The organism is Streptomyces sp. E2N166 (genome assembly GCF_003671715.1).
GTDB classification, from domain to species: domain Bacteria; phylum Actinomycetota; class Actinomycetes; order Streptomycetales; family Streptomycetaceae; genus Streptomyces; species Streptomyces thinghirensis.
On record NZ_RAIF01000018.1, the window covers coordinates 192023 to 200575 of the forward strand.

The window sequence follows — 8553 nt, forward strand, 5'->3', positions numbered from 1 at the left end:
GTGCCAATAGGGAGAATCTGTGACTCCGGATCATTGGCGCTCATATGAGCGCATTAGAGAGGTACGGGAGCGACCTTTGAGTCACATCGGACCTATTGGCCAGCCTGACAAGCGGACGTTGCGGCGCGGGTTCCTCGCGGTGAGGAACGGGTTGACGGCCGATGACGTGCGAGAAGCGGCGGACTCGCTGGCCGCACGGGCGCTCGCGATGCCGGAGGTGGCGCAGGCGCGCGCCGTGGCGGCATACGTATCCGTGGGCGCCGAACCGGGCACCCTCACGCTCCTGGACGCGCTGCGCGCGCGGGGGGTGCGCGTCCTGCTGCCGGCGCTGCTGCCGGACAACGACCTGGACTGGGGCGAGTACGCCGGGGAGGACTCCCTCGCGGTAGTGCGGCACGGTGGGCGGATGGCCCTGTCCGAGCCCGCCGGCCGGCGCCTGGGGCCGGACGCGGTGACGGAGGCCGACGTCGTGCTGCTGCCGGGCCTGGCCGTCGACGGACGCGGCCTGCGGCTGGGGCGCGGCGGCGGGTCGTACGACCGGGTCCTGGCGCGTCTGGACCGGGCGGGCGCGCGTCCCGCGCTGCTGGTCCTGCTGTACGACTCGGAGGTCGTCGCGCACGTCCCCGCCGAGCCCCACGACCGGCCGGTGGACGCGGTGGTGACGCCGTCGGGGGTGCGCAGGTTCACGCGCGCGTGAGCCGGGGGTGCGCAGGTCCACGCGCGCGTCGACTGAAGCGGCCCTCCACGCGCGCGTGGAGGGCCGCTTCGGGTCAGTCGTCGGCTACGGCTTCAGCAGCAGCGTGTCGCTCGTACTGTCGTCGACCGCCTTCTTGGAGAAGGCCCACGGCAGCAGCTCTCCCTCGGCCCACTTGTCCGTCTGATCCGTGTAGTGGGCGCTGTAGGCGTGTCCGGAGGCACCGGTGAGGTTGATCCACCGCGACTTGTCGAGGTCGCCGAGGTTGACCACCATCCGCATCGACGGCACCCACACCACCCCGTAGCCGCCGGCCGCGTTCCAGCCGGAGGCGTTGACCGCCGCCTCGCCGCCGCTGAGCTTCCACGGGCCGCGGTTGAGGGCGTACTTCAGGAAGCCGGGGCCCTCGGTGCCCAGGGTCTGGTTCTTCAGGAACAGGCGGTGCAGCCGGCCCCAGTTCCAGGTGTCGATGTCCTTGCCGAGCTTGGCGGTCAGTTCCCAGCGGGCGTCGATCATGGCCCGCTTGAAGAGGTCGTCGCGGTTGTGGTCGGCGCCCTTGCGGGTGCCGGAGGCGGGCGTCGTCCACCAGTCGCTCTCGGGCTTGTCCATCAGGGTGCGCACGACCTCGAACCAGCGGTCGCCGCCGTCCGGCTGCGACTGGTCGGCATCCCGCTGGCCGCACTCGCGGACCTTGTTCGTCTCGTCCGCGGGTCCGGTGGTGTTGACCGGGTCGACCCACAGGCACTGGCCCTCGACCCGCAGCTCCTTGGGCAGCTTGTTGCCGAAGGCGAGCTTGAGGACGTTGCGCCACACCGCGTTGAAGTAGGCGGCGGCCGCCGAGTCGGCGTCCTGGGTGTAGTCCCAGCCCTCCAGCAGCTTCTGCGCCTCGCGGACGTCCTTGTCACCGACGTCGATCTTCAGCAGCTGGGGGACGAGCAGCTTGGCCATCTCGCTGCTGTTGTCCAGCTGCATCTGGCGCATGTCGTCGGTGGAGATCTTGCCGCCGTCCTTGATCTTCTGCTCGATCAGGGAGGTGATCCGCTGACTGCGGGTGCCGTAGCCCCAGTCCGTGGTCAGCGTGTACGGGTACTCTTCCGCGTCGACGACGGCCTGGTTGGCGGTCACGATGTAGCCGCGTTCCGGGTCGTACTCGTACGGCAGCTCGTCCGGGTCGATGTACTCGCCGGTCCAGCGGTACTCGGAGGCCCAGCCCGGTGCCGGGACCGAACCGTCGTGGTCCTCCGCGCGCACGGGGATCCTGCCGGGCAGCGTGTAGCCGATGTGCTCCGCGTCGGCGTAGACGAGGTTCTGCGAGGGCACGTCGAACAGGGCTGCGGCCTCGCGGAAGGCGTCCCAGTCCTTCGCCCGGTCCATCGCGAAGACGGCGTCCATGGTGGTGCCGGCGTCCAGCGCGGTCCAGCGCAGCGCGACGCCGTAGCCGTCGCCACGGTCGGGGGCGGCGGTGTCGACGGTGGCCTTCTTGCCGACCTTCACGAGTTCGTCGTCGCGGTCGGAGAGCAGGGGGCCGTTGTTGGTCTCGCGTACGACGATCTTCTTGGACTCGCCGCCGGCGACCTTGATGGTCTCCTCGCGCGTCTCGAAGGGGACCACCTTGCCGTCGTACTGGTAGCCGTTGCCGGTGATCTTCTCCAGGTAGAGGTCGGTGACGTCGACGCCGGAGTTGGTCAGGCCCCAGGCGATGTCCTGGTTGTGGCCGATGACCACGCCGGGCATGCCCGCGAACGTGTAGCCGGCGACGTCGTACTGGCACTTCGCGGAGACGCTGCGGCAGTGCAGGCCCATCTGGTACCAGACTGACGGCAGCGACGGCGACAGGTGCGGGTCGTTGGCCAGCAGCGGCTTGCCGGTGATGGTGTGCTCGCCGGAGACGACCCAGGAGTTGGAGCCGATGCCGTTGCCGTTCACGCCGACGGCGGTGGGCAGGTCGTCCAGGACGTCCTGGAGACCGGCCAGTTGGCCTTGCAGAGCGTTTCCCGTACCTGCGCCGGTACCGGTGCCGGCCCCGATGCCATTGCCCGTACCCGTCCCGGTGCCCGTACCCGTGCCCGTACCGGACGAGGAGTCGTCGCCGCCACCGGACGCGCCGCCGCCGTCGAACGTCTCGGTCAGTTCGTCGTACTGGCCCTCCTGGACGATCGCCTTGTTCCGGTCGTACGGGTACGCCGGATACAGGTCGGCGATCTGCTTGGGACCGAGGCGGCTGGTCATCAGGGCACGGTCGACCTCGTCCTGCATGTTGCCGCGCAGGTCCCAGGCCATCGCCTTCAGCCAGGCCACCGAGTCGACCGGCGTCCACTCCTGCGGCTTGTAGTCGTTGGTGAAGCCGAGGGCGGCGTACTCCAGGGAGATGTCCTCGCCGTCCTTGCCCTCCAGGTAGGAATTGACGCCCTTGGCATACGCCTGGAGGTACTTCTTGGTGGAGTCCGACAGCTTCTCGTCGTACTCCTTCTTCGCCACCCGGTGCCAGCCCAGCGTGCGCAGGAACTCGTCGTTGTCGACCTGGCCCTTGCCGAACATCTCCGACAGGCGCCCGGAGGTCATGTGGCGGCGCACGTCCATCTCGTAGAACCGGTCCTGCGCCTGGACGTACCCCTGCGCCATGAACAGGTCCTCGTCGGAGGAGGCGTAGATCTGCGGGATGCCGTAGTTGTCGCGCTTGACGTCGACCGGCCCCGACAGGCCCTCCAGCGTGATCGAGCCCTTGGTCTGCGGAAAGGACGCGCGGACGGTGCTGATGGACCAGTACGCCCCGTAGACGAGGCCGCCGATGACGGCCAGGACCAGCACGAGGACGAGCAGGCGCGCCTTGCGCCCCTTCTTCCTGCCGGACTTGCCGGGCTGCTGACCCGTAGAGGCGGTGTTGGTGGGGGGCATCGCTGTCCTTGCTGTCCTAACACGAGCGGCAGGGGCGGGCTGTGCTTTGTACTGAACGCTGGAGCAACTGTAGGCGCAGGGCCCACGCCCCCTTGACGCGGAGTCGGGTACCGGCGGGCACGGGCGTTCGATCTTGCCAAGCCGAGCGTCAAGAAATCGTCAAGAGTTAGGTAAGGTAACGAAGTAGTTGTCCGCAGAGCACTGGGGCTCGTGTGCCATGGGGGTGTGCTTTCGCGCACCGCGCGGGAGGCACTCGTCCGTGCCGCGATCCGCACTGTGGTCCGCGTCGCGATCCGTGCTGTGCGCCAGGGAAGGGAACGGCCGCTGACTGTCCACCACCTCAACCAGCTCCTGCTCGTCTGCTCGCTCGTACTGCTCATCGCCGTGGCGGCGGTCCGGATCTCCTCGCGCAGCGGGCTCCCCAGCCTGCTCGTCTACCTGGCGATCGGTGTCGCCATGGGTCAGGACGGCATCGGCGACATCCAGTTCGACAACGCCGAACTGGTCCAGGTCATCGGGTACGCCGCCCTGGTCGTGATCCTGGCCGAAGGCGGTCTCGGCACGAAGTGGAAGGAGGCGAAACCGGCTCTGCCGGCCGCCTCCGCACTGGCGCTGGCCGGGGTCGCGGTCAGTGTCGGCGTGACGGCCGCGGGCGCGCACTACCTGACCGGGCTGGAGTGGCGGCAGGCGCTGATCGTCGGTGCGGTGGTGTCCTCCACGGACGCGGCCGCCGTCTTCTCGGTGCTGCGCCGGATTCCGCTGCCCTCACGGATAGTGGGCACCCTGGAGGCCGAGTCGGGCTTCAACGACGCCCCGGTGGTCATCCTGGTGGTCGCCTTCTCCGCGGCCGGACCGATCGAGCACTGGTACGTGCTGCTGGGCGAGATCGCCCTGGAGCTGGTCATCGGCGCGGCCGTCGGACTCGCGGTCGGGTGGCTGGGGTCGCTGGGGCTGAGGCACGTGGCGCTGCCCGCCTCCGGCCTCTACCCCATCGCCGTCATGTCGATCGCCGTCGCGGCCTACGCGGCCGGTGCCATGGCCCACGGCAGTGGCTTCCTCGCCGTCTACCTCGCCTCGATGGTCATGGGCAACGCCCGGCTGCCGCACTGGCCCGCCACCCGGGGGTTCGCGGACGGGCTCGGCTGGCTCGCCCAGATCGGCATGTTCGTACTGCTCGGTCTGCTGGTCACCCCGCACGAGCTGGGCGACGACATCCTGCCCGCCCTGGTCATCGGACTGGTGCTCACCATGGTGGCGCGCCCGCTGAGCGTCGTGCTGTGCCTGGTGCCGTTCCGGGTGCCGTGGCAGGAGCAGGCCCTGATGTCCTGGGCCGGGCTGCGCGGCGCGGTGCCCATCGTCCTGGCGACGATCCCCATGGTGGAGGGCGTCGACGGCAGCCGCCGGATCTTCAACATCGTCTTCGTCCTGGTCGTCGTCTACACCCTGGTCCAGGGGCCGACCCTGCCGTGGCTGGCCCGCAAGCTGCGCCTGGGCAAGGGGGACGAGGCCGCCGACCTCGGCATCGAGTCGGCACCCCTGGAACGGCTGCGCGGGCATCTGCTGTCCGTCACGATCCCCGAGGGTTCGAAGATGCACGGCGTCGAGGTCAGCGAGCTGCGGCTGCCGACCGGGTCCGCCGTCACGCTGGTCGTCCGCGACGGGAAGTCGTTCGTGCCGCTGCCCACGACGGGACTGCGGCGCGGGGACGAACTCCTCGTGGTCGCCACCGACCCCGTCCGGGACGCCGCCGAGGCGCGGCTGCGCGCGGTCGGCCACGGCGGCAAACTGGCCGGCTGGCTGGGCACCGGAGGCACCAGCGGCCATCACAGGCGAGCGTGAGAGGCGAGCGCAGGTGTGCGGCAAGGGCTGGTGCGGCAAGGACAGGCGGGCGGCAAGGGCAGGCGCACGGCAAAAACAGGCGGGCGGCGCGGACAGGCGGACGGCAATCGTAGGCGTGGAAGAGAGGAGTGCGCGCTTTCACAGGTTGCGCCCCTCTTGATCCCTGTACGATGAAGGCGGCACCTGATCGAACCAACTCTGCCTGAAGCAGAGCTGGCGCGACCGTATGGCGGCCGGCACGCCCCCTCCCCCATCGGGCTCCGGCATCTACCGCAGTCCGCGCAAGAGGACAGCTCTCGGCGCTCCCGCACGGCGACAGCCGCGAGGCGGACCGCGCTACCAGGCGGCAGAAAGGCACGGGCCGTGGCATCCACGGTCACCCCGTCGAAGAAGTCGCCGGAGGGGGCGCAGCACACCGCGCCCGGCTCCGCCCGCCCCGGATACGGACAGCTGCTGCGCACCCGCGGCGCCTGGACGTTCCTGCTTCCCGGCTTCGCGGCACGCCAGCCCTTCGCCATGCTGACGCTCTCCATCGTGCTGCTCGTGCAGCACACCACCGGCTCCTACGGCGTCGCGGGCGCCGTCGCGGCCGTCACCGGCGTCGCCATGGCCGTGTTCGCCCCCTACACCGGCCGGCTCGCCGACCGCTACGGACAACGCGCCGTCCTGCTCCCCGGCGTACTCGTGCACGCCGCGTCCGGTCTGATCCTGACCGCCCTCGCGCTCGCGGACGCACCCCTGTGGGCGCTGTTCGTGGCGGCCGTGCCCACCGGCGCCTCGGTGCCGCAGGTCGGGCCCATGGTGCGGGCCCGCTGGGGCGTGAAACTCAAGGGCTCGCCCCTGATGGGCACCGCGGCCGCCTTCGAGTCCGTCACGGACGAGCTGACCTTCGTCCTGGGCCCGCTGATCGCCACCGCTCTGTGCACTGCCGTCGACCCCGCCGCGGGCCTGGTCACGGAGGCGGCGCTCACCCTGGTGGGCGGTCTGCTGTTCGCCGCGCAGAAGAGCACTCAGCCGAAGGTCGGCCGAGCCGACGGCGACCACGCGCGCGCGGAGCACGTTCCGGCGCTGCGCGTCCCCGGGGTGCGCGTCCTGGTCGTGGTCTTCCTGGGCATCGGTTCCGTCTTCGGCGGCATGCAGGTCTCGCTGGCCGCGTTCACCGAGTCGATCGGCGAGCCCGGGCTGAACGGCGTCCTGTACGGGATCTTCGCCGCGGGCAACATGCTCTCCGGCCTGGCCTGCGGCGCCATCGCCTGGAAGGTCGCCCCGCAGCGGCGCCTCCTGGTCGGCTACACCGCCCTCGCGCTGACCGCGTCCGGGCTGTGGGCCGCGCACTCGGTGCTCGTACTGGCCGGCCTCGGCCTGCTCGTCGGCATGTGCATCGCGCCCGCCCTCATCACCGGCTACACGCTGGTCGAGGGGCTGGTCCCGGCCGGCGCCCGCACCGAGGCCTTCACCTGGCTGACCGGCGCCGTGGCGCTCGGCCAGGCGGCGGCCGTGACCGTCTCCGGGCAATTGGAGGACCGGTTCTGGGACGGCGCCGGGTTCCTGGTGCCGATGGGCGGCACCGTGCTCGCGCTGGCGACGCTGGTGACGCTGCGATCCCGGCTGGAGACCCGGCCCCGGGAGCGTACGGTCGCACGTGGCGTCGGTCACCGCGAGCACGCCGCAGTGGACTGATCCCGCGGAATACGTCACTATGGACCGTCGTTAGCACTCATCGAGTGAGAGTGCCAGGAGGAAGACAAGTGCCGACGTACCAGTACCAGTGCACCGAGTGCGGCGAGGGCCTCGAGGCGGTGCAGAAGTTCACCGACGACGCCCTGACCGAGTGCCCGAACTGCCAGGGCCGCCTGAAGAAGGTGTTCTCGGCGGTCGGCATCGTCTTCAAGGGCTCCGGCTTCTACCGCAACGACAGCCGCGGCAGCTCGTCCAGCAGCTCGACCGCGTCGAAGTCCTCCGCGTCCTCGACGTCCTCTTCTTCGTCGAAGTCGTCGGACTCCGGTTCGTCGTCGGGCTCCGGTTCGTCGTCGGGATCGTCGAGTTCCGGCAGCTCCTCCTCCAGCACCACCGCCGCGTAAGGCCCATCAGGACTTCTTACGGGACCCTGTCGTCGTCCGACGACGGGGTCCTCGGCGTTTTCCGGGGCGGCTAGGGTGCGGGCATGGCGAACAAGGCGAACAAGGTGGATGCCGAGATCGGCGTGATCGGCGGCTCGGGTTTCTACTCGTTCCTCGACGACGTGACCGAGGTCGAGGTGGAGACCCCGTACGGGCCGCCCAGCGACTCCCTCTTCCTCGGCGAGGTCGCCGGCCGGCGGGTCGCCTTCCTCCCCCGGCACGGGCGCGGCCACCATCTGCCGCCGCACCGCATCAACTACCGGGCCAACCTGTGGGCGCTGCGGTCGGTCGGCGCGCGCCAGGTCCTCGGCCCGTGCGCGGTCGGCGGCCTGCGCCCCGAGTACGGGCCGGGCACCCTGCTGGTGCCGGACCAGTTCGTCGACCGTACGAAGACCCGGCCGTCGACGTACTTCGACGGGCTGCCGATGCCCGACGGCACGGTGCCCAACGTGGTGCACGTGTCGCTGGCCGACCCCTACTGCCCGACCGGTCGGGCCGCCGCGCTGAAGGCGGCCCGGGGGCTGGACTGGGAGCCCGTGGACGGCGGCACCCTGGTCGTGGTCGAGGGGCCGCGCTTCGGGACCCGCGCGGAGTCCTTGTGGCACCGGGCACAGGGCTGGTCGGTGGTGGGCATGACCGGCCATCCCGAGGCGGCGCTCGCCCGTGAGCTGGAGCTCTGCTACACCTCGCTGACCCTCGTCACCGACCTCGACGCCGGTGCGGAGAGCGGCGAGGGCGTTTCGCACGAGGAGGTACTGCGGGTGTTCGCGGCGAACGTGGACCGGCTGCGGGGCGTCCTGTTCGACGCGGTGGCCGCGCTGCCGGCGACCGGGGCCCGGGACTGCACGTGCGGGGCTGCGCTTGGCGGGATGGATCCGGGGCTCACGCTGCCGTAGCCGCGGGGCCGTGCCGATCGGGGGGTGGTGCCGGGGCGGCCGGGTGGTGGCTTCGGTGGCGACTGGGGCGGCCGGGTGCGGGCGTCGGCGGGCGACTGGGGCAGCCAGG

At 70.8% G+C, this 8553-nt stretch carries 6 protein-coding genes; 5 read left to right on the plus strand and 1 reads right to left on the minus strand.

Going from position 1 to position 8553, the window contains the following annotated elements:
• Positions 1-76: 76 nt before the first annotated feature.
• Positions 77-697 carry a 5-formyltetrahydrofolate cyclo-ligase gene (locus EBH09_RS15120; protein WP_121747532.1) on the plus strand — a complete coding sequence of 207 codons (621 nt, stop codon included), beginning with the start codon at positions 77-79 and terminating at the stop codon, positions 695-697.
• An 84-nt stretch (positions 698-781) separates the two neighbouring features.
• Here EBH09_RS15120 and EBH09_RS15125 read toward each other — a convergent pair whose 3' ends face one another.
• The gene (locus tag EBH09_RS15125) at positions 782-3589 is read right to left on the minus strand and encodes a penicillin acylase family protein (RefSeq protein ID WP_121747533.1); all 2808 of its coding nucleotides are present in this window, start codon (positions 3587-3589) and stop codon (positions 782-784) included.
• Between the two features lie 291 nt (positions 3590-3880).
• On the opposite strand from EBH09_RS15125, the gene EBH09_RS15130 reads away from it, so the two are divergent.
• The 4 genes from EBH09_RS15130 to EBH09_RS15150 all read left to right on the plus strand — a co-directional run bounded on the left by EBH09_RS15130 (position 3881) and on the right by EBH09_RS15150 (position 8444).
• Entirely contained in the window at positions 3881-5428 is a 1548-nt protein-coding gene (locus EBH09_RS15130) for a potassium/proton antiporter (protein WP_121747816.1), read from the plus strand.
• Positions 5429-5878: 450 nt separating this feature from the next.
• A complete protein-coding gene (locus tag EBH09_RS15140; RefSeq protein ID WP_345940938.1) occupies positions 5879-7108 on the plus strand; it encodes an MFS transporter in 1230 nt (409 codons plus the stop codon).
• 68 nt (positions 7109-7176) lie between these two features.
• Positions 7177-7509 (plus strand): FmdB family zinc ribbon protein, encoded by a 333-nt coding sequence (locus tag EBH09_RS15145; RefSeq protein WP_121747535.1) that lies wholly within the window; start codon positions 7177-7179, stop codon positions 7507-7509.
• Positions 7510-7592: 83 nt separating this feature from the next.
• Complete coding sequence (locus EBH09_RS15150) at positions 7593-8444, plus strand: S-methyl-5'-thioadenosine phosphorylase (protein WP_121747536.1); 852 nt, start codon at positions 7593-7595, stop codon at positions 8442-8444.
• Positions 8445-8553 lie beyond the last annotated feature (109 nt).

Coding starts and splice junctions, on each gene's coding strand:
- EBH09_RS15150 (WP_121747536.1), top strand. CDS start 7,593: ATGGCGAACAAGGCGAACAAGGTGGATGCCGAGATCGGCGTGATCGGC.
- EBH09_RS15125 (WP_121747533.1), bottom strand. CDS start 3,589: ATGCCCCCCACCAACACCGCCTCTACGGGTCAGCAGCCCGGCAAGTCC.